Annotated in this window: 16 protein-coding genes; 8 read left to right on the top strand and 8 right to left on the bottom strand. The window is 65.4% G+C overall.

The window, feature by feature from the left end; genetic code table 11:
- The first annotated feature begins 141 nt into the window (after window positions 1-141).
- The 4 genes from JNG39_RS15785 to JNG39_RS15770 all read left to right on the top strand — a co-directional run bounded on the left by JNG39_RS15785 (window position 142) and on the right by JNG39_RS15770 (window position 8,789).
- A complete protein-coding gene (locus tag JNG39_RS15785; protein WP_368312818.1) occupies window positions 142-729 on the top strand; it encodes an NTP transferase domain-containing protein in 588 nt (195 codons plus the stop codon).
- A 567-nt stretch (window positions 730-1,296) separates the two neighbouring features.
- A complete protein-coding gene (locus JNG39_RS15780; protein ID WP_368312817.1) occupies window positions 1,297-4,497 on the top strand; it encodes a TonB-dependent receptor in 3,201 nt (1,066 codons plus the stop codon).
- A gap of 61 nt (window positions 4,498-4,558) precedes the next feature.
- Entirely contained in the window at window positions 4,559-6,928 is a 2,370-nt protein-coding gene (locus tag JNG39_RS15775) for a GH92 family glycosyl hydrolase (RefSeq protein WP_368312816.1), read from the top strand.
- Window positions 6,929-6,938: 10 nt separating this feature from the next.
- Complete coding sequence (locus JNG39_RS15770) at window positions 6,939-8,789, top strand: glycoside hydrolase family 2 protein (RefSeq protein WP_368312815.1); 1,851 nt, start codon at window positions 6,939-6,941, stop codon at window positions 8,787-8,789.
- A 72-nt stretch (window positions 8,790-8,861) separates the two neighbouring features.
- Here JNG39_RS15770 and JNG39_RS15765 read toward each other — a convergent pair whose 3' ends face one another.
- From JNG39_RS15765 to JNG39_RS15745, 5 genes are all read right to left on the bottom strand, one after another.
- On the bottom strand, window positions 8,862-10,682 hold the full coding sequence (locus tag JNG39_RS15765) for a diguanylate cyclase (protein ID WP_368312814.1): 1,821 nt from the start codon (window positions 10,680-10,682) through the stop codon (window positions 8,862-8,864).
- An 11-nt stretch (window positions 10,683-10,693) separates the two neighbouring features.
- Window positions 10,694-10,996, bottom strand: a complete 303-nt coding sequence (locus JNG39_RS15760; protein ID WP_368312812.1) for a hypothetical protein — start codon at window positions 10,994-10,996, stop codon at window positions 10,694-10,696.
- A gap of 116 nt (window positions 10,997-11,112) precedes the next feature.
- Window positions 11,113-11,958, bottom strand: a complete 846-nt coding sequence (locus JNG39_RS15755; RefSeq protein WP_368312810.1) for an SAM-dependent methyltransferase — start codon at window positions 11,956-11,958, stop codon at window positions 11,113-11,115.
- Window positions 11,959-12,065: 107 nt separating this feature from the next.
- A complete protein-coding gene (locus JNG39_RS15750) occupies window positions 12,066-12,284 on the bottom strand; it encodes a hypothetical protein (RefSeq protein WP_368312809.1) in 219 nt (72 codons plus the stop codon).
- Between the two features lie 86 nt (window positions 12,285-12,370).
- Window positions 12,371-13,018 carry a DsbA family oxidoreductase gene (locus JNG39_RS15745; protein ID WP_368312807.1) on the bottom strand — a complete coding sequence of 216 codons (648 nt, stop codon included), beginning with the start codon at window positions 13,016-13,018 and terminating at the stop codon, window positions 12,371-12,373.
- A gap of 104 nt (window positions 13,019-13,122) precedes the next feature.
- Here JNG39_RS15745 and JNG39_RS15740 point away from each other — a divergent pair, with 104 nt between their 5' ends.
- On the top strand, window positions 13,123-13,749 hold the full coding sequence (locus tag JNG39_RS15740; RefSeq protein ID WP_368312805.1) for a TMEM175 family protein: 627 nt from the start codon (window positions 13,123-13,125) through the stop codon (window positions 13,747-13,749).
- Window positions 13,750-13,836: 87 nt separating this feature from the next.
- Window positions 13,837-16,419: an EAL domain-containing protein gene (locus tag JNG39_RS15735; protein ID WP_368312804.1), complete on the top strand. Its 2,583-nt coding sequence runs from the start codon at window positions 13,837-13,839 to the stop codon at window positions 16,417-16,419.
- A gap of 3 nt (window positions 16,420-16,422) precedes the next feature.
- Here the strand turns inward: JNG39_RS15735 and JNG39_RS15730 are convergent, their stop codons facing one another.
- The 3 genes from JNG39_RS15730 to JNG39_RS15720 all read right to left on the bottom strand — a co-directional run bounded on the left by JNG39_RS15730 (window position 16,423) and on the right by JNG39_RS15720 (window position 18,110).
- The gene (locus JNG39_RS15730; protein WP_368312802.1) at window positions 16,423-16,716 is read right to left on the bottom strand and encodes a DUF3247 family protein; all 294 of its coding nucleotides are present in this window, start codon (window positions 16,714-16,716) and stop codon (window positions 16,423-16,425) included.
- Between the two features lie 94 nt (window positions 16,717-16,810).
- The gene (locus JNG39_RS15725) at window positions 16,811-17,428 is read right to left on the bottom strand and encodes an ABATE domain-containing protein (RefSeq protein WP_368312801.1); all 618 of its coding nucleotides are present in this window, start codon (window positions 17,426-17,428) and stop codon (window positions 16,811-16,813) included.
- A 208-nt stretch (window positions 17,429-17,636) separates the two neighbouring features.
- Window positions 17,637-18,110, bottom strand: coding sequence for an Lrp/AsnC family transcriptional regulator (locus JNG39_RS15720; RefSeq protein ID WP_368312800.1), 474 nt, complete (start codon window positions 18,108-18,110; stop codon window positions 17,637-17,639).
- Window positions 18,111-18,277: 167 nt separating this feature from the next.
- Between JNG39_RS15720 and ald the strand changes: the two genes are divergently transcribed.
- Both ald and JNG39_RS15710 read left to right on the top strand, forming a co-directional pair.
- Entirely contained in the window at window positions 18,278-19,396 is a 1,119-nt protein-coding gene (gene ald / locus JNG39_RS15715) for an alanine dehydrogenase (protein WP_247367358.1), read from the top strand.
- A gap of 31 nt (window positions 19,397-19,427) precedes the next feature.
- Window positions 19,428-19,610: a hypothetical protein gene (locus tag JNG39_RS15710; RefSeq protein WP_368312799.1), complete on the top strand. Its 183-nt coding sequence runs from the start codon at window positions 19,428-19,430 to the stop codon at window positions 19,608-19,610.
- Window positions 19,611-19,741 lie beyond the last annotated feature (131 nt).

The following is a 19,741-nucleotide window of genomic DNA, read 5'->3' as shown; positions in this document are numbered from 1 at the left end:
TTCGGCAATATCCCCTTTGACCCAAACTTCGAAGCACCGTGAATCGTAATTTATTGCGATCCGCTTCGGCGAGGCGCAGTCATGAGCGGGTATCCGGAGCATGCTTAAATGCGCCCCGGTCAAGGCGGCAGCGGAACGTCCATGCGACAGCCAGAAGAACATGACGCCGTGGTGCTCGCGGCAAGCGGCAGCGGCACGCTGGACAAGCCCAGCCATCTGCTGACCGTCGGAGGCGAGACCCTTCTCCAACGCACCGTGCGCATGGTGAGAGACACCGGTCCCACCCGTCTGCTCGTCGTGCTCGGCGCGCAAGCCGAACCATTGGCCCGGCTGGTCGCACGTACCACCATCGTGTTCGATCCCACGTGGGAGTCGGGCACGTGTTCGTCATTGGCGCGCGCGGCGACCGCGCTGTCCGGTCGTCCCTATCCCACGCTGGTCACCGTTGCGAACCAACCCTGCCTGACGCCGGATCATCTGCACAGGCTCCTGGGCGCCTACGACGGCAGCTGCGATATGGTCTCGGCCTACGGCGACGCCATGGGGCCGCCCGCCCTGCTCCGTCCCGCCACCATGGCGTTCTCGCGCACGCTGCCGTGCGATGCATCTTTCAGACGCCTGTGGACTGGAGCCCATCCCGGCGCCATCCGGCGCGATGCGCTGGGGCGCTTGCTGGAAACGCGCGAAGACATCGCCGACGCCGTGGCCGCGGGCCTGATCGATCCCTGATCTCCGTGATAGGCATTACGATTTTTAAGACCTGCGGCACGATTTTTTGCGGTGCAGCGTGACACGCGCCGCCCCATCGGCCAAATTTGCGCCAGGGGTTTAAATCGATCCAAGTCACAACAGCGATTCAGGCCACGTCGCGGGGGCGGCCGGCCTGATGAGTTTGGACTGGGGTGGGGAGAGGCTGGAGGGGGCGCGTGCCAAACGCTTCCTGAAATGACCGCCGCTTCCCGCCGGACCTGCAGAGGGATGGGGAGTCGCCGCATGAAAAAAGACATCGTTCGCCGTTCACCAACGCCCTTTCGCGAGGTCGTCCATCGATGGGAGCCGCATCGCCACCCGTGATTTGCGGCCGTCGACGCTAGACGCCCTGCGCTAGCGCGACCAGGAACTTCGACACCTCCGTAGCCGACGAGCGAAAGCCCGTCGCTTGGCGGAGCTTTGAATCGATTCAGGCGGAGGGGAAGAACCACACAGCAGTCATGAACCACGCATACGCAAGGCTTGCTTGATCGGAGGATCAACGTGTCGTTTCACATGGGCGCCCACTCGAGGGAAATAAAAAAAATGAATTACCTGCCTCACACCTTTACGCGTAAACCGCTTTACACCGCACTGGCCTCGGCCACCCTGTCGCTCGTCGGTTACATGGGACTACCCGCGTCCGCGCATGCGCAGACCGCCGGCCCGGCCGCCGCGCCCGCTCAGGCGCAGACGTCGACGGCCGCCCAGGACGAACAGGCCAGGAAGCGCGACGAACAGGCCAAGAATCGCGACAAGCAAAAGAAAGACGCCGACGGCAGTCCCACCAACATGGAAGCCGTGGTCGTCACCAGCTATCGCCAGTCGATCGACCAGAACGTGCAGGACAAGCGCGACGCGAACTCCATCGTCGAGGTGATCAATGCGCAGAACATCGCGCAGTTCCCCGCGAAGAACATCGCCGACGCGCTCGCCCACGTGCCCGGCGTGGTGATCAGCCGCGAGTCGGGCGAAGGCAAGACCGTCAGCATCCGCGGCCTCGCGCCCGAACTGACCTACACCGAGTTGAATGGCAACTACGTCGCCTCGGCCGACACCTCGGCCGGCCTGACGCGCTCGTTCAACTACACGCTGTTCCCGGCGAACATGTTCTCGGACATCAAGCTCTACAAGAGCCTCGAGGCGCGCCTGGACGAAGGCGGCATCGGCGGCAACGTCGACCTGCGCACGCGCCGTCCGCTGGAAATGGATGCCAACGAAGGCTTCGTGACCGGCACCGCCGCCTCGTCGGATCGCGGTGGCAAGACCGAACCGCAAGGCTCGGCCCTGTGGTCGTGGAAGAACAAGGACGAAACCTTCGGCGTCCTGCTCGCCGGTTCGTACCAGAAGCGCCAGACCACCACCTATGAAGCCGATGCGAGCAGCTGGAAGTGGTGGTCAGATGACTGCAAGGACCACGTGACCTGCACGCAGGCGCCGGTGGACGTCAACGGCCGAGGGTACCCGTCCGCGGTCAACAACAACATCGACCTGTGGGGCAACGGCGTCGTCGACCAGGCCGGTCGCCAGTACAACGGCTACTGGATGCCGCAGCAGTTCGCCACGAGCCAGAACGACCTGACCCTGAAGACCAAGGGTGCCCAGGCCACGATGCAGTTCAAGCCCAGCGATCACCTGCTGCTGACCGGTAACTACTTCCGTTTCGAGCGCCAGCAGACCCAGATCACCAATACGCTCGAGATTCCCGAGTGGGGCCTGCCGAACAACAGCAACTATGCCGACCAGAACGGCCGCCTGCTGGCACCCAACGGCCTCACCTTCGATCCCTCGGGCACGATCGTCACCGGCGCGAATTACGTGCTGCCGCCCGCGGGCGTCGGCTGCAACTCCACCGTGAATCCGTCGACCGGCGCCGTCCGCCAGCCTGTGGACGTCTGCAACACCGAAATCCCCTGGCTCAACGGCAACTACTCGGTCGAGAAGGCCACCTCGCAGACGCTGAACCTCGAAGGCGAATGGGACAACGGCGGCGCGCTGAGCGGCAGCTTCAACTTCGGCCGCACGTGGGCCAAGGGCGGTCCGTCGGTCGAACTGGGCATGGCTGCCAAGCCGCGTAACTTCGTCAACGGCCAGTGGGTGAACGGCAGCAATGGCGCCTCGTGGGACACCACCGGCAAGCCGGGCATCAGCGCCGAGCCGGAAACGCTGCAGAACATGCTCAACGGCGCGGGCCAGGTCGACCTGGGCTCCACCGGTTCGAACATGGTCAACACCAGCAACTCGCAGAACTTCGCGCAGGCCGACTTCACCTGGTCGCTGGATTCCAGCTGGCTGCAGTCGATCCAGTTCGGCGGCAAGTACTCCGATGCGAAGGCCGAACAGCAGAGCAACGAAGTGCGCTGGTACTGCAAGGGCACCGAGTTGCAGTTCCAGACCTGCGATCCGAACGCCGGACAGCTGCCGGCCGGCTTCCTGCAGCCGAACTACCTCGACGGCGTGAACCACGCCTACGGCGACGACATCTTCCCGGCGATCAACTTCCCGGCGTACTACAACCACCTGAACGACACGTACGACCGCGTGCTGTACAACAAGCCGCAGAACAAGTCGTCGATCGGCGAGAAGATCGCCGCGGCCTACGTGCAGGCGAACTTCGACACCGGCACCGTGCGCGGCAACGTCGGCGTCCGCTTCGTCACCACGCAGCAGGACCTCACCGTCGCCAACCAGGTCACCACGAACAACGCGACGTACTACCACGATGCCGCCGGCAACATCCTCATCTGCCCGGCCTCGGGCGTGAATGCGGGTGGCGGTGCGTGCGCGCCGGGCGATTTCCAGTACCTGCCGCGCGAAATCGCGGTCGTCGAAGACTTCACCAACTCGACCACGAAGAAGCGCTACAACAAGTGGTTGCCCAGCTTCAACGTCGCCTGGACCATCGCGGACAGCTTCGTGCTGCGCGCGGCCGGTTCGCAGGCCCTGGCCCGCGCGAACTACACCGACCTGGCCCAGCTCGGCCAGCTCACCAACAACACGCAGGAGTACTACAACGACCGCAAGCAGTTCGGCGCGCCGCTGCCGGGCTGGTACGGTTCGGGTGCCAATGCCGACCTCAAGCCGTTCACGGCGACCCAGTTCGACCTGGCCGGCGAGTGGTACTACGCTCCGCACGCCGTGGTCGGTATCGACCTGTTCCAGAAGAAGGTGAAGAACTTCGTCGTCCCGGTCACCGTCAACAACATCAATGTCGACGTGGGCGGCACCCCGACGAACTTCCTGCAGTACAGCACCAACGCCAACGGCCGTTCCGGCACGTCGAAGGGCGTGGAAGTGTACGCGCAGCACACCTTCGACTCCGGCTTCGGCTACATCCTCAACTACACGCTCAACAAGACCAACGAAACCGCGGTGTCGCTCGGCGATACCGAGGTGGGCAAGGCCGAGTTGATCGGTAGCGCGAAGTACGCCGCCAACGCCTCGCTGTTCTACGAAAAGAACGGCCTGCTGCTCCGTGCCAGCGACAACTGGACCGGCCGCAAGATGACGGGCCTGGCCGCGGGCCTGCCGGTGTACGCGCAGCCTTACCACCAGATCGACCTGAACGGCGACTATGAATTCAACAAGCACTTCATGGTCACCGCGTCGATCATCAACTTCAACAAGGCCACGCCGCACACCTATCTCGGTGGCGACACCCGCGCACGACTGGTCCAGCTGCTGTATCCGGGCCGCCAGTACTACCTGGGCGTGACCTACAAGTTCGGTGGAGACAGCAACAAGTAACAAACGGACGGGGCCGGGCGACAAGCCCGGCCCCTCTTCTTTTACGCACCAAGGAAAGACCATGACACCATCCGCGCGTCTTCCCCGCCGCGCGCCGTTCGCCATCGCGTTGGCGATCCTTGCGCTCGGCATCCCCCACCCCGGTCACGCGGCGGGCGGCAAGGCAGGCACGAAAACCCCGTCCAGCGTCGATCTCGCCAATCCGCTCGTCGGCACCGCGCCGCTCGACCGGCAGGCGCTGATCGGCAATTCGCCGCCGGAGGGCGAGCCGCTCTACACCGGCATGACCACGCCCGGCGCCAGCCTTCCGCAAAGCGCGACCGAGGCCGCTCCCGTCAACATCAATACCGACCTGGGCTTCGCCACCGGCGTGCCGGTCGCATACGACTATCGACGTCCGACGATGTTCGGTTTCACCGGTGGCGGGTCGACCTACGGCGCGCGCGGCGCGCCCATGGTGATGCCCGTGGTGGGCGACTGGACGGTGCCGCCGGATTACGCCGCGTCGTATTACGACAAGGCCTCCGAAAAGGCATCGCCCGGGTACTACGCGGTGGACCTGGCCACCTTCCACACGAAGGTCGAGATGACGGCCACGCAGTGGACCAGCCTCATGCGCTTCACGTTCCCGGAAAGCCATCGGTCGAACGTGGTGCTGAATCTGCGCCACGTCGGCGGTGACATCGAGGTGGTGGACGACCACACCGTGCGCGGCGCCGCATCGGAAGGTCGCCGCGACCGCGACGCGGACGGCCGCTTCTTCGTCGCCGAATTCTCCCGCCCCTTCGCGCGGTTCGGCACGTTCCACTCCGAGATGACCGACAAGAAGGATCGGGGGCTGGGGAGCAGCGACGTACAGGCCGGCCGCCGCACCGTATCGGGCGATTACGCCGGAGCCTACCTCACCTTCGATACGAAGGCCGGCGACCAGGTGGTGGTGCGCATCGCCCATGGACACAGCGCCGAGGAAGCCGAACAGCGGTTGCACGCGCAGGACAGCGACGCGGATTTCGACCGTGTGCACGCGAAGGCCCGTGCAACGTGGGCCGACCTGTTCGACCGCGTGGAGGTCACCGGCGGCACGCCCAAGCAGCGCATGCTTTTCTATTCCACGCTGTACCACTCCTTCGCCAGCCCGCGCATGATCGCCCGCAAGGGTGAGCACTATACGGATGCCGACGGGCACGACCGGGTCGCCGATTACGACCACTACGGTCCGGTGCCGTTCTGGGATACGGGCCGCAACCAGATCGCGCTCCTGATGCTCATGCAACCGAAAGTCGTGCAGGACATCATGCGTTCGGAGCTGGACCGCGCACGTGAGCGCGGTTACATGAACACCTCCTTCCATGGCGACCACGCCGTCTTCCTCTACGACGGCGCGTGGCAGCGCGGTATCGATTTCGACTACGCCGCCGCCTACGAATACCTGCGCAAGAACGCCACCGATCCCAAGGGACCGCGCGGTTACCTGGCCGAATACGACAAGAAGGGCTGGATTTCCGACATCGTGCCCGAGGGCAATCCCAGCCCGCCCTACGCGGGCGGCAAGGCCGGCGTCGCCACCACGCTGGAATACGCGTGGGACGACCACGCCCTGGCCGACTTCGCCCGCCGCCTCGGCAAGACCGACGACGCGACGATGTTCGAGCGCCGCGCGTCGAACTACCGCAACGTGTTCGACCCGTCGACGGGCTTCTTCCGCGGCCGCACCGAGGACGGCAAGTGGATCTCGCCGTTCGATCCGGGCGAGCCCTATTACAACTTCATGATGAAGGAGGGCTCGGGCTGGTCCACCCTATGGCTCGTGCCGCACGACGTGCAGGGCCTGATGAACCTGCTCGGCGGTCGCGACGCGTTCAACGCCAAGCTCGACGCGTTCTTCTCCACGCCGTACACGGCCAAGGGCGTCTGCCGCGACTGTACGGGCCTCATCGGCCAGTACGTGCAGGGCAACCAGCCGGACCAGCAGGCCGCCTATCTGTATGCCTGGAGCGGCCAGCCCTGGAAGACGCAGGCGCTGACCCGCCGCATCCTCGCCGACATGTACGGCAGCGACGCCACCGGCTACGGTTTCCCGGGCATGGACGACCAGGGATCGACGTCGTCGTGGTACGTGCTCAGCGCCATGGGCTTCTATCCGGTGGATCCGTCCACGCCCGATTACATCATCGGCAGCCCGATCTTCGATCGGGTCCGCCTGCACCTGGGCAGCGGCAAGGTGCTGGAGATCGTCGCGCGCAACAACTCCGCCACGAACAGGTACATCCAGTCGGCGACGCTCAACGGCAAGCCGTGGAACAAACCGTGGTTCAGCCACGCCGATGTCGTGAACGGTGCCACGCTGGTACTCACGATGGGCCCCGAGCCGAACAAGAACTGGGGTAGCGATCCGCACGACGCCCCGCGCTCCATGACCCCCGCACCCTAAGGAACCACGAATGACAGGCAACACCAAGGCGATTTGCATCGCGCTGGCCATGGCTCTGGCAACGACGGCGACGGCGGCACCGGACCAGGCCACCGTCTGGAACGGCAAGACGGCGCCGCTGGCGACGCCGTGGACGACCAAGGTATCGCCCGACAACGCGCTGCCCGAGTATCCACGGCCCCAACTGGCACGCCCCTCGCTGGAGCATCCCCAGTGGATGAGCCTCAACGGCGTTTGGGAGTTCGCGGCTACCGATCGGCAGGCGACGCCCTCCTTCGGCAAGGCGCTCGAGGGCAAGGTGCTCGTGCCCTACCCGATCGAGTCGGTGCTGTCGGGCGTGCAGAAGCACTCGGACGACATGGTCTACCGCCGCACGGTGGAGATCCCCGCCGCCTTCACCGCCAACGGCCAGCGCGTGCGGCTCAACTTCGGCGCCGTGGCCGAGGACGCCACGGTATACGTCAACGGGAAGCAGGTGGCGAAGCATGCCGGCGGCTATACCTCGTTCGGCGCGGACATCACCCCGGCGCTTCGGGCCCAGGGCCCGCAGGAGATCGTCGTCGTGGTGCATGCACCGGTCGACGGCGAGAACGTGATGGTGGGCAAGCAGCGCCTGAAGCCCGAGGGCATCTTCTACACGGCCGCCTCCGGCATCTGGCAGTCGGTGTGGCTGGAGCCGGTGCCGGCGACCAGTCTCGCGCAGCTCACGCTCACTCCCGCATCCACCCTCGACGCGTTCACCGTCACCCCGGCACTGAATGGCGACGGCAAGGGCGCCACCCTGCACGTCACCGCCTTCGCCGACGGCACGGCCGTGGGTGAAGCCAGCGGCCCGGCGAACAAGCCCCTGCGACTCGCCATCGCCCAGCCCCACCTGTGGAGCCCGAAGGATCCGTTCCTCTATACCGTCAAAGCCACCCTGACGCGTGGCGCGGTGAAAGACGAGGTCACCAGTTACGCCGGCCTGCGCACCGTCGCCATCAAGAAGGTGAACGGGTTCAACCGCATCGTGCTCAACGGCAAGCCCACCTTCCTGCTCGCGACACTCGACCAGGGCTACTGGCCCGACGGCATCCATACCGCGCCGACGGACGACGCGCTGAAATTCGACATCCAGAAAACCAAGGATCTCGGTTTCAACACCATCCGCAAGCACATCAAGGTGGAACCGGCACGCTGGTTCTACTGGGCCGACCGCATCGGCCTGATGGTGTGGCAGGACATGCCTGCGATGCCCAACGGCCGCAACGACAAGATCACCGAGGCCGACAAGAAGCGCTTCCGTGGCGACGTGACGGCCATCGTCGAGCAGTTGAAGGGCGAAACCTCGATCATCGGCTGGATCCCGTTCAACGAAGGCTGGGGCCAGTGGAGCATCGCTGCCGGCGGCGAGCTGGCGACGCAGATCAAGAAACTCGACCCCACGCGGCTGGTCAACGCACGCAGCGGCTACAACTGCTGCGACACCAAGGGCGACACGCACGCGGGCGACATCATCGACGTGCACGACTACCAGGGTCCCGGCCTGCCGAGCCCGGACGCCACGCGCGCTTCCATGGACGGCGAACACGGCGGCCTTACGCTGGACGTTCCCGGCCATGTATGGCCCAACACGGCCATCAACCCGTACGGCGGCGTGAAAGACCGCACCGCGTTGAACGAAGGCTACGTGGCCAATACCGCGGTGCTACGCGACAAGGGCCCGGCCAAGGGCATGTCGGGCAGCGTCTATACGCAGATCACCGACGTGGAGGGCGAGCACAACGGTCTGTACACCTACGATCGTCAGGTCGAGAAGGTGGACGAGGCCAAGGTGCGGGCGATCAACGAAGCGACGATCAAGGCGTTCGAGCAGCCCTGAGCGGGTGGCTCCGTGCCTTCGCCGATACGATCGGCTCCCACCCCTTCGGTAGCGATGTCGCTACCGAAGGGGTCACGAGGCGCGCGACGGCGCGGATGCGATGCTCGCGGGAGAGGCACGGCCGTCGTCGCCCTCCCCGTCGACGACGACGCGATTGCGTCCGTTACGCTTGGCCCGATACAGCGCGGCGTCGGATGCCCTGAACAATCGTTGCATGTCGTGGCCGCAGGTATCGGTACAGGCCAGACCGATGCTGCCCGAGAAAGACACCGTTCCGGCGTCGACGATCAGCGGGGAAGCCGCCAGCGCCAGGCGAATGCGCTCGGCCACCACCGTCCCCTGCAGCCGCGGCGCATCCATCAGCAGCATGCCGAATTCCTCGCCGCCCAGGCGGCCGAGCAGGTCGGCCTTGCGAAGCTGCCCTTTGCAGAGGGCGACGACATGCTTTAGCAACAGATCGCCCGTGGCGTGTCCGTGCGTATCGTTGACCTGCTTGAAATGGTCGAGGTCGAGGAAGATCAGGCATCCCTCGCCCGACCGCTTTTCCAGGGTGCGCAAGGCTCGCGCGGATTCGGTCATGAAGTGCTGGTGGTTGAAGATGCCGGTGAGGCTGTCGCACGACGACAACCATTTGAAACGAAGCTGCGAACGCTTGACGCGCACCATCCAGAAAACGATGGACAGCAGAAGGATCGCCATCACCACCATGTAGAGGCGACTGGTTTCCACGGCCTTGCCGTCCAGCGCCTGCTGCAATCGCAGGATGCGGTTTTCCTTGCTCAGCCCCTCCGTCTCGAGCTTCTCCGCGCGGAAGTGCTGGCTGGCCGCCTCGTAGGCGGCCGTTCTCACGTTGGCGTCGCGCAGGTAGCCTTGGTCCTGCACGACGTAGTCTTCGTAGTATTCCAGCGCGCTGGCGTAATGCCCCTGCGCCTTGTCGATCGAATACAGCACGCGGTAAGCGAAACGCAACGCTTCGTTGGTATCGCCCGGGTGGTTCATCGCGACGGTGGCGAGCGCCGCCTTGCGCGCTTCGGTGGCGTTGCCCATGGCCTCGTAGATCCGGGCACGCGCACTGGACAGATCGACCAGGTGCGGAAAGTACCGGGAGGCCTCGACGTCCGGCGTGATGCGCCGCACGGTCTCGAGCGCCTCGTCCAGCTTTCGCTCTTCCAGCAACCGGTCGATCTGGATGAGCGACATGGTGTCGCTGAACAGGGGCAACCCTCCCGTCTTGCAGACGTCGATCGTTTCCCGCAGCTCGGGGCTATCCGACGTCAGTTGGCGGGCGCCTTCGAGCGCCACCACTTTCTGCACCAGCGCCTCGCAACGGGAGACGCCCGGCGGCGTGGCCTTCAACATCATGTCGGCGTATTCGAGTGCCACCCGGGGTTGGCCCGCGAACGTCAGCATCTGCGACAGGTTCGCCAGCAACACGAATCGCGCGACCGGATCGGTCACCGACGGCAACGTGTCCGCGGCACGGGTCGCCATCGCATAGGCTTCGGCGTACTTGCCCTGCCCGGTCAGCGTGTTCATCAACGTGGCGGTGGCACGGGTGCCCAGCGCATCGTCTTCCGCCTCGGCGATCACCCCGCGCAAGGTGTCGATGGATTCCTTGTAGCGGCCCTCGTAATTCGCTTCCCATCCGTCGAGAAAACGCATGTACCGCTTTTCGTACGGCGTAAGGCTATCCGCGTCCCGGTGAAGCTCGGCCATCATCGCGAGAAAACGTGTGTGGTCTTTCGTGCGGATCGCATCGATCTGCGCCAGTCGGTGACGGGCGGGATCGGCGGCGGACGCCGTAATGGCATGGCTGCACGTCACTTGCGACCACAGTGCGACACCGGCCAGCAGCAGCCAGGGTCGAATGCGGCGCAAGCCGCCGGAAGCCATGCCCGCCATCGTCAGGTCGAAGGGTCGTCGCTTCGGTCGTCGGACGCGTCGCCCTCATCATCACCGTCGTCCGGATGGTGATGCGGATCGTCCTCATCGCCTTCGCAACCGCCGGTCAGGCTCATGTGCTCGACATGGACCTGTTCGATACCCAGCTCTTCGGTCAGTGCCGTGGCGTTTCCGCTGGCGGCGAATTCACGCAAGCCAGCGGACGCGCCCGCCGCTTCGAGCGCCTTCACCAGCTCCTCCGGCGACGCGTTTCGCAGTGTGGAGTCGCGGCCCAGGGCTTCCAGCAAGTCAACGGTATCGCTCATCGATGTTCCCCCGATCGAGTCTATGAATGGAGATGACACACCTTGCGCCCAGGGAGGGGCACGGAGGTCGTACCGCTTGCCGCTGTAGCGGCAAGCGATGTGTATTCTTTAATCTTTCATGCCACTGAGACGCTTTCACGGCCCGAACCATGGATGGCATCCAGGGCATCCAGGCGTGCCTGCATGACGGCATTCGGTTTCAGCTCGCGTGCCGGCGGCAGGACGAGCGTTTCATGCCCGGTGAATTCGGCCGATGTCAGGTCGCCCAAGGCCACGCGTTGGATGTGCGGTCGTTCGACCGGCAAGGTCGGCGCACGGTACACGATGACTCCATGGTCGGCCGGGTAATCCGTGCGCAGCCGTTCCACGAGCAGCTCCCTGTAGGCATCGGGGGTTCTGAAGCGGCCGAGCGAGCGATCGCCCACGACGCCCAACTGCCAGAGGATCACGTGTCCGCCGGTGTCCAGTACGCGGTCGAAGAAAAGCAGTTGGCTCGCTTCCAGGTGCTGGCAACCTGCCCTGCCCGGATCGATGCCCAGGTCGGCGTACAGGCAATCCTCGGCCGAGATGCCGGCTTCCATGTGGGCCAGGTAGCCTTCGGCCCGGGCCACCTCGATCACCTTATGCGGCGACCAGGCGAAGATACCGGGATGGCCATAGAACACCGCACAGACCCGCTTGCCCGCGCGCACCTCGGCCATCATCACCCGCACCCACTCACGGTAGGTCTTCATCCGGGACTTGCCTGGGCTGTAAAGCGGCGTGAGGCTGTGGAAGGCCGGGTTCATGCGCTTCAGCCAGATTTCCACCACGTGATCGGATAGTGCCGCGAAAACGACCTCCGCGTTTTCGATGTAGCTACGCGCCATCGGCGTCAGGTGGGAACCCAGGGTAATGCCCATGCCGACGCAGGCGATACTGCCCCGGCGCGCTTCGGTCGCGGTCGAAATCGATGTGCTCATGGACGGCCCCTGGAAAGTTACTGCCAATGATGCGACACAACTCGCATTTTCGGCAGGGCCTGACCCGAATTCAGCCGAGACGGCAGAGTGGCCGCCAGAACGTCCGCTCAGGCCAAGTCGTTGACGCTATTGACGCCCCGGTCACCTTCGCGCTCGTCAAGCCGCAGGCATGGCGGCAGGGTGGTCATGCCCGAGGGCCAGCCCATGCCGCTGATGGCGATCGGCACGTCGCCCCGCCGCCCTTTCGCGCTGACCCTGCACGATTCGAAGCAGCCCTCGACCATGCGCATCGCCGACTGGAAGCCGGCGGGGATCTGCCAGGGCAAACTATCCGCTCACGCCACCTCATAGGCGCCGACGGCTGGCCCCATCACCGATGGGGCGCCCCCGGCATGGTATCGCGCGGCGCGCCTTAGCCTTCCTGCACGATATGACGCAACTGCCGCTCGAATTCCTCGGGCGGCTGGCCGCCCGAGATCAGGTACTTGTCGTTGACGATCACGGCGGGCACGCCGGTGATGCCCATGCCCTGCCAGTACTTCTCCTCGGCGCGCACCTCGTCGGCGTAGCGGTCCGACGCGAGTACGGCACGGGCGGCGACGGGATCGAGCCCCGCCTTCTCAGCCGCGGCGACGAGCGCGTCGTGATCGCCCGGATCGGCCTGGTTCGTGAAGTTCACCACGAACAGCTGCTGCTTGAGCGCATGCTGCCTGCCCTCGCCCTTCGCCCAGGCCAGCAGGCGGTGCGCGTCGAAGGTGTTATAGATGCGGCTGGTATCGGACGTGTTCATGGCGAAACCCACGCTTGCCGCGCGCTCCCTGATGCGCTCGCGGTTCGCGCGCACGTCGTCGGCCGCCATGCCGTACTTCCTGGTGATGTGTTCCAGGGCGTTCTCGCCGCCCTCGACCATGTTCGGGTTCAATTCGAACGGATGAAAGACGATGTCCGTCTCGACGACGTCGTGGAGGTTTTCCAGTGCTTTTTCCAGCCCGCCCAGGCCGATGGCGCACCACGGGCAGGCGATGTCTGAAACGAAGTCGACCTTGATCTTCCTGGGCATGGGACAGGTACCTCTGGATGCGAATGGGAAAATCATACCCCGGGTGGTTGCTCCCCGCCGCCGTCGAAGCGATGATCGTCCCACGCCAACCGGGGGGAGTGGGCATGTCAGGGGCACAAGAGCAGCAACTGGAACGTTTGACGTTCTTTTCCGACGCCGTATTCGCCATCGCCATCACCCTGCTGGTGATCGAGATCCACGTACCGCATCCGGACGGCCACGGCGATGCGGCATGGTTGCAGGCCCTGGCCGACCTGCTGCCGCACTTCTTCGGCTTCGTGCTCAGCTTCATCGTGGTGGGTGCGATGTGGGCCGCCCATCACCGCGTGTTCGGCCTGTTGCGGCATTTCGACCCCGCCATCGTATGGCGCAACCTCGCCCTGCTGATGGCCGTGGCCTTCATGCCCTTCTCGTCGTCGTTGATGAGTACGCACACGACCGAGCGCGTGCCGGAGATGTTCTACGCGCTCAACCTGCTGATCGCGGGACTGCTGCAATACCGGCTGTTCAGCAGCGCGCTTCGCGCGCCCTACCTTCGCGGCGACGTGTCCGCCGGCGAGGTCGCGGCCATGCGGCGGCGAAGCCTGGCCCTGCCGATCATGTCCATCCTGTCTTTCATCCTCGCCATCTGGATACCGGGGCCCAGCAACCTGCCACTCATCCTTATGCCCGTGGCGGTGGTCTGGCTGGCCCGTGGCGGCCTGCGGAGAAACGCCGCCCCGTCCACGTGAGTGCCGACGGCCTTCACGCGGGACCCACTTGCCGCATGACGGGGACGTTGCTAGCTTCACGATAGAAACGGTCAATACGGGGTATCCATGATCCAGGCATCACCCCATCATTCCGCGCGGCTCATCCGCATGATCGGGGGATTGCTTGCACTGGTCTTCGGAATAGCTCTCGTGTTCATGGTCGAGACCGATCACGAACGCCGCGTTGACTCCACCCGCGTCCAGAACCAGGCATTCGCCGACGAGGGGCAACGGCTCTTGAGCGCGCAGTTGCGCACCATCGAACGGGCCATGAACGGCATCGCCGTGGACAGCAGCGAACTGCGCGCCAACATTCCCGACCGGGCGCCGACCCTCATCGCGGAAAACATCGCCGGCGTGGCGAGCCGTCAGACCGAACTGGCCGACCTCATGCTCGTGACGGCCGACGGAACGGCCGTTACGCCTGGGGAAGGCGACGCCACGCTGCCCCAGTGGTTCGCCGCCGATCCGCGGGCGCCTCTGCACTTCGGCCCGCTCCAGCAACGTCACGGCGAATGGGTGCTGCCGATCGCGGTATCCACGCCGGACGGACAGCGCGTCCTCGGCCGGGTGAAGCAAGGCCTGCTGCAGGAGATCGTGGAACATCTTCGTTCGGGACGCGATGCGGTGGCGGCCATCACCGATCGATTCGGCGTCATCGTCGCGCGCACGGGCGACGCGCCGGGCGTCGTGGGGCAGTCCGTCGACGCACTGTTCAAGCCGTTCGACAGCCGGAGCGACAGGCGGGTCAGTCGCATCGACGGGGTGGATCGCATGATCGCCGTGAGCGCCCCCGAACGGTACCCGCTCTGGGTGGGGGTCGGCATATCCAGTGCCAGCGTGCTCGGGCCGTGGTACCGCTTCACCATCTTCAGCGCCCTGCTCTACCTGCTCTACTGCGCCGGATTCGGTTACCTCTACCGCCACCTGCTGATCAGCGACCGTGCGCAACGCGCCTACGTGGCCGAACTCACCGCGGCGTCCCGGCGCCTGGCGGATGCGGAGAAGCGCTTCCGCCTCACCTTCGACAAGAACCCCATCCCGTTCTGGGTCTACGACACGACCACGCTCGCCTTTCTCGAAGTGAACGAGGCCGCCATCCGCGCCTACGGTTACTCTCGCGACGAATTCCTTTCCATGCGCATCACCGACATCCGCGACGCACGCGATGCCATCGAGCTCAAGCAGATCGTCGCGGCGATCCGCGCGGGGGAAGAAGTCCAGACCGACAGGGTCTGGATACATCGTCGCAAGGACGGCAGCACGATAGACGTACGCCTGCACGCGGCCAGCATCGATTTCTCCGGCCACCATGCCCGGCTCGTGCTCGCCGAGGACATCACCGAACGCCTCCACAGCGAGCGCGCCCTGACCTATCGCGCCACGCACGACGTGATCACCGGCCTGCCGAATACCGAGGCCTTGGTGGACTACCTCGATCACGGCCTCGGCAAGGGCACGTGGTACGAAGTGGTCTACGTGCACCTGAGGGGGATCGACCGCGTGAGCGACACCTTCGGGCTGGACGTGGGACGCAGCGTGCTTCGCGGGGTCGCTTCGCGCTTCAGCCAGCTCGGCGGTGCCGGCGATATGATCGCCCACCGCCCCGGCGAACGGTTCCTCGTCGCCATCAGCGACAAGGCAAGGCACGAAGCGATCCTGGCCGCGCTGCTCGCGGCGGTGAACGAGCCTGTCGCCGTCAACGACACCCTGCATACCCTCGATCCGGAGATCGGCATCGCCTCGCATCCGGCCGACGGGCCGGATGCCGGCCAGGTCATCGCCAACGCGGCACTCGCGGCACATTTCAAGGGTCACGAGCCGGGCCGCGTCCAGGTGTTCGAACGCGGCATGGCGCAGCGTTCGATCGAACGCCTCACCATGGCCTCGCGGATGCGCCAGGCCATCGACGAGGGCGAGCTGACGATGCACTTCCAGCCCATCGTGGAAGCGGCCACCGGCCACGTGCGCATGTTGGAAGCCCTGATCCGCTGGCCGCAGCCCGGCGGCGGCTTCATCCCGCCGGATGTCTTCATCCCCTTATGCGAGGAAACCGGGTTGATCGTGCCGCTGGGCCGTTGGGCCTTCGAGACGGCGGCGCGCACGCACGCGTCGCTGGCCGCGGCCGGGCATGGCCACCTGTCCATCGCCGTCAACGTATCCGCTTTGCAGTTCCGCGGTACCGACGTGGCTACCCTGGTGCGCGCCGCCGCCGAGACCTATCGCCTGCCCATCCATGCGCTGGAACTGGAACTCACCGAAAGCAGCCTGATGGAACCGGCGCACGTCGCCACGTTGCGGAAGCTGAGCGCGCAGGGCACTCGCGTATCGCTCGACGACTTCGGCACGGGTTTTTCCAGCATGGCCTACCTGCGAGACCTGCCCATCGACGCCTTGAAAATCGACCGCTCGTTCGTGGTCGACGTCGATACCGACGAGCGCGCCGCATCCATCTGCCGTTCCATCATCGCCCTGGCCCACACCCTGGGCATGACGGTGGTGGCCGAGGGCGTGGAATGGGAAGGCCAGTACGCGTGGCTCAGGGAAAACGGATGCGACCGCATCCAGGGCTATTTCGTGCACGCGCCGGTGCCACTGGCGGAACTGCTGGCTTACCTGTCCGACGAACGGCAGGTGCCGATCCACTGAGCCTCAGGCCCGGGACGAGCCCTTCACCACCGAATCCAGGTGCTCGACGCGAGCCATGTCGCCCAGCCACACGGTGGCGTCCGGCTTTTCCAGTCGCACCACGCCGTTGGTGCCTTCGGTACCCTCCTCGTCGCGAAAGCTCTGGACCGTCGGCGTGACAGCGACGGTGCCTTCCACCGAGCCACCGCCGACCAGGTGCACGCGCACGCGCGCATTGACGGCGAGCTCGGCCACGAGGCGGTCCAGGCGGGCGATGTCGTCGGGATGGGTGAATACGGTTTTCGCGCTCTGCGCCATCGTCGTCTCCTGTCGGGATACCTTGGACCCTGGCACGACGAATGTGTGCGACCGGCATCGGTTTCGCGAAAACCGGGTGCAAACCCGTCGCGGTTCAGTGACGCTTCGTTCGCTCGCGGTGCGCCGCCTGCTTCGCGCGGTTGCCGCACACCGCCATGCTGCACCAACGGCGCACCCGGGCGCGCGTGTGATCGGCGAAGAGCAACGTGCACCCTGGGCCTTCGCAGGCCTTCACGTCGACGAAATTTTCCGCGACGACGAGATCGGCCATGCTTCGCGCGACGGGAATCAACAGCGACTCTAGCGAACTCCACCGGCGGCGTTCCTGCAACGTCAGGGGCGAGGCCTCATCGTCGGCCACGATCTCGACGAATGCATCGTCGAGCCGCAGTACCCGATTCAACGGTGCCAGGTCGTCGAGATCGCGCCGGGTAAGCGGCGCGCCCTTACGTTCGTGGACGAAGCCCCGAAACCACTCGCGTAGTTCACGCGCCTGGGCCGCCACGGCGTCCAGCTCGCCCGTCGTCGACGACTCGCGGAACGTCGCGAGGACGTCGGCCGGCACGAGACCGGCCTGGCCCAGCCAGTCGAGCAGCCCCTCGCCGTCGTCGAGCCACTCGTAGGGCACGTCCACCGGTGTGGCGATGGAATTGAGGAAATCCAGGCCTCGAGCATCGGCGACGAAAAGGGCGGGCAAGCGGTGGTCGGTCATGGCTGTCTATCGCGGTCATGCGGCATAACCACTATATTAACTTCTGACAAGTTACTCAAGAAATCGACACGGGAATGGTAAGTCGCGCCCTGCTGGCTAGCGCACGACAGTGCGGGAACGGCAACGAAGTACAAGCCGTCCGCGCTCCTTGGGGTCAGACCGGGTCCGACGGCTACCGAGGTCTCGTTCGCGCATCGACCATCGGCTCTTACACCGGCAACGCGGTGGTCTTCTTCACCGTGCGCAACGCGAGCGTCGACTGCACGCGCACCACGCCCGGCAATTGCGTGAGGATCTCGGTATGGATGCGCTCGAAATCGGCTGCATCCGCGTAGACCACGCGCACCATGTAATCGGCCGCACCCGCCAGCAGGCAGCACTCGGTGACTTCGGGATGATCGTGGATCGCCGACTCGAAGGCGTCCAGCGCCGCGCGCCCCTGCTGGTCGAGGGTGACCAGCACGAAAGCCGTGCCCGGCAGCCCCGCCTCTTTCTCGTCCACCAGCATGACGTAGCGGGCGATCACCCCCCGATCCTCGAGCAGCTTCACCCTGCGCAGGCAAGCCGAGGGCGAGAGGTTGATCTGCGCCGCCAGTTCAAGGTTGGTAAGGCGTCCGTCCTGCTGGAGCAGGCGGACGATGGCCCTGTCGCGGTCGTCGAGGTGGTCATTCCGGATTGGCATAAAAATTCAATGAAGTGGCAAAAGGCCGACATTCATACGAAGAAGGCGGGCCAGGACATGATAAATCGGCGACCTATTGCAGGGAAGTTCGCGCATACTGCGCCGTCGGCGACACCCTCGAACGGGCATGTCGCCCGTTCCCAGCCCTACAGAAGAGAAATCCGGCGATGCGCATTGGTGTACCCAAGGAAATCAAGAACCACGAATACCGCGTGGGCCTCATCCCCTCCTCCGTGCAGGAGCTGGTCCATAACGGCCACCAGGTGATGGTGCAGGCTGGTGCGGGCGTGGGCGCGGGCATCGCCGACGCCGACTACGTGGCCGCCGGTGCCAGCATCGTCGAATCGGCCGACCAGGTGTTCGCCGACGCGGACATGATCGTGAAGGTGAAGGAACCCCTCGCCGTCGAGCGCAAGAAGCTCCGCAAGGGCCAGATCCTCTTCACCTACCTGCACCTCGCCCCGGACCTGGAGCAGACCAAGGACCTGATCGATTCCGGCGCCGTCTGCATCGCGTACGAGACCGTCACTTCCGCCAACGGCTCGCTGCCGCTGCTCACCCCGATGTCCGAGGTTGCCGGCCGTCTCGCCCCGCAGGTGGGCGCGCACTCGCTGGAGAAGGCCCAGGGCGGTCGCGGCGTGCTGCTGGGCGGCGTGCCGGGCGTGCCGGCCGCCGAGGTCGTGATCCTCGGTGGCGGCGTCTCCGGCACCCACGCGGCGACCATCGCCGTGGGCATGGGCGCCAAGGTCACCGTGGTCGATCGCTCGGCCGATGCCCTCAAGCGCCTTGCCGCCCAGTTCGGCACCTCGATCTCCACCGTGTTCTCCACCCGCGCCGCCATCGAGGAACTGGTGCGTCGCGCCGACCTGCTGATCGGCACCGTGCTGGTGCCGGGCGCCGCCGCGCCGAAGCTCGTCACCCACGACATGGTGCGTACCATGAAGCCGGGTTCGGTCATCGTCGACGTCGCCATCGACCAGGGCGGTTGCGTGGAAACCTCGCATGCCACCACCCATGCCGATCCCACCTACGTGGTGGACGGCGTGGTGCACTACTGCGTGGCCAACATGCCCGGCGCCGTCGCCCGCACGTCGACCTTCGCGCTCAACAACGTCACCCTGCCCTACACGCTCGCACTGGCCAACCAGGGCTGGAAGAAGGCGCTGGCCCAGGACGGTCACCTGCGCAACGGCCTGAACGTGTGCGAAGGCCAGGTCACCTGCGAGCCGGTGGCCCAGGCTCACGGCCTGCCGTACGCGAAGGCCGAGAGCTTCCTCGGTCAGTAAGTCCGGTCCGAATGGACGAAAGAGCCCGGGTGTGTCGCCCGGGCTTTTTTTTGCTCGTTACGCCGGCGTGGCCAGCGCCGCGTACCGCGCGGGCTACGAGAGCGCATCGCCATTCAGCCGCGAGCATTCCCGCCTGTTCGGCGTGGCGCCGGGGCGCGACGCGTCGGCGATGCGCCGTCTTTCGATGGGCGGCGAGCGGTTGCAGGCCATCTAGCCGCATCCACTGGTCGTCCACACCGCATCGCCCTATACTTTTTTCCACCGACCTCCCTGCAAAGGTATTCATTCGATGCGCCAGTAATGCCGCCGTCACCGACGGTAAAGATGCACGGTTCCCCCCGGGAG

The sequence above is a fragment of the Luteibacter sp. CQ10 genome, assembly GCF_040900725.1.
GTDB lineage: Bacteria > Pseudomonadota > Gammaproteobacteria > Xanthomonadales > Rhodanobacteraceae > Luteibacter.
The sequence above is the reverse complement of the archived record's forward strand: the minus strand, read 5'-3'. Positions and strand labels throughout refer to the sequence as shown.